Origin of the sequence: Stenotrophomonas sp. B2 (assembly GCF_014947095.1) — a bacterium.
Classification (GTDB): domain Bacteria; phylum Pseudomonadota; class Gammaproteobacteria; order Xanthomonadales; family Xanthomonadaceae; genus Stenotrophomonas; species Stenotrophomonas maltophilia_P.
In genome coordinates, this window is sequence record NZ_JADCQA010000031.1 from 1 (window position 1) to 1973 (window position 1973).

Below are 1973 nucleotides of genomic sequence, written 5' to 3' on the forward strand. Positions count from 1 at the left end.
ATGGCGGCCCCGCACATCACCGGCGCTCTCGGGCTGCTGTTTGAGCGCTTCCCCTACCTGGACAGCGCACAGGTCCGCGACGTGCTGCTGACCACCGCCCGCGATCTGGGCGATCCGGGCATCGATGAGATCTACGGCTGGGGCATGGTCGACCTGCGCAAGGCCATCGAAGGCTTCGGCTCGCTGCGCGTGGACACCGATGTGGTGATGAACCAGAAGGCCGGTGGCCTGAAGGTCTGGGAAGGCGAGGCCTGGGATGACTGGACCAACGACATCGGTGGCCCCGGCAAGCTGACCAAGTCCGGCATCGGCTGGCTGCGCCTGAGCGGCGACAACAGCTTCAACGGTGCGGTGGTGAACGAGGGCGTCCTGGAATTGAATGGCGCCAACACGCTCACCTCGGCAGTGGAGGTGAAGGGCGGCCAGTTCCTGCTCAACGGCTCGCTGGTCTCCACCGCTCTGAACACCACCGGCGGCGTCAGCACGGTCAGCGCCGGCGGCGTGCTGGACCACAGCAACCTGGTGGTCGATGGCGGCGTGGTCTCCTTCAACGGTACGCAGACCGGCGGTAATACCACCGTAGGCGCCAATGGCCTGCTGAAGGGTGTCGGCACCCTGGGCACCACCCGGGTCGACGGCATCATCGCGCCGGGCAATTCGATCGGCACGCTGACCGTCAACGGTGACTACGTGCAGGGCGCTACCGGTGTGTTCGCGTCTGAACTGGCGCCGGGAGGCCGCAGCGACCAGCTGCACGTCACCGGCACCGCCACGCTGGACGGCACGCTGGTCGCGCTGCCCGAACCGGGCGTGTACTACCTGGGTGAGCAGTTCAACATCCTGCGCGCCGACGGTGGCATCAACGGTCAGTTCGCCCGTACCGACTTCAGTGCATTCTCGCCGTTCCTGCAGTTCAGCCTGGCCTACAGCGCCAATGGTGCGCGCATCGACGTGGCCCGGGGTGCGCTGCTGGCCACCGCGGCCACCACGCGCAACCAGCGCGCCGTCGCTGGCGTAGCCGATGGCCTGGCGATCAACCAGGGCCTGCCCCGGCCGCTGACCCAGCTGTTCCCCGCCCAGGTCGGCGCCGCGCTGGACGGCCTGAGCGGCGAGCTGCATGCCGCCACGCCGCTGGTGCTGGTCGAGAGCAGCCGCTACGTGCGTGATGCAGCCTTGTCGCGGCGTGCGGGCAATGCGTCGCCGGGCAGCACCGGCGACGCGACCGGTGCGTGGGTACAGGCGATCGGCGGCAACGGCAAGCTCGATGGCGATGTCGAAACCGCGCGCACCGACGCCAACAGCAACGGCCTGCTGGTCGGTATCGACCGCGAGTTCGATGGCTGGCAGGCCGGCGTGCTGGCCGGCACCGGCCGTACCGACGTCAAGCAACGCGACCGCCGTGCCAAGTCGAAGATCGACAACACCCACGTCGGTGCCTACGCCAGCCACAGCTGGGGCGGCTTCGGTCTGCGCGGTGGCGTGGCCTGGAGCAAGCACGAGGCAGAGAGCACCCGCGAGCTGGCGTTCGCAGGATTCAGCGACACGCTCACCGGCCGTTATGACGCCCGTACTCGCCAGGCATTCCTCGAAGCCGGCTACCGTTTCGGCTCTGCTGAAGGCGGCCTGGAGCCCTACCTGCAGGTTGCCCGCGTCGAAGTGGACCTGAAGCGCATCAGCGAGCGGGGCGGCGCCGCCGCACTGCAGGGCGAAGTGGAAGACACCCGTACTACCGTGGCGACCGCCGGGCTGCGCTTCGACAAGGGTCTGAAGGCATCCTTCCAGCAGGACAGCTGGCTGCACCTGCGTGGCGCGGTGGGCTATCGCCGGGCCTCCGGCGACCGCAGCCAGGTGGCCAACCTCGCCTTCGCCAACGGTGGCGGCGCGTTCACCGTCAGCGCCGCGCCGATCGCCGACAGCGCTGTCGTGGCCGAGCTGGGGCTGTCCGCGTGGCTGACCCCGCGGCAGTCGCTGGA

The 1973-nt window shown here is 69.0% G+C and carries 1 protein-coding gene; it reads left to right on the top strand.

What is annotated here, in order from left to right; genetic code table 11:
* The coding region (locus IMX13_RS18820; protein ID WP_193396972.1) for an autotransporter domain-containing protein at window positions 1-1973 on the top strand (1973 nt) is incomplete at both ends.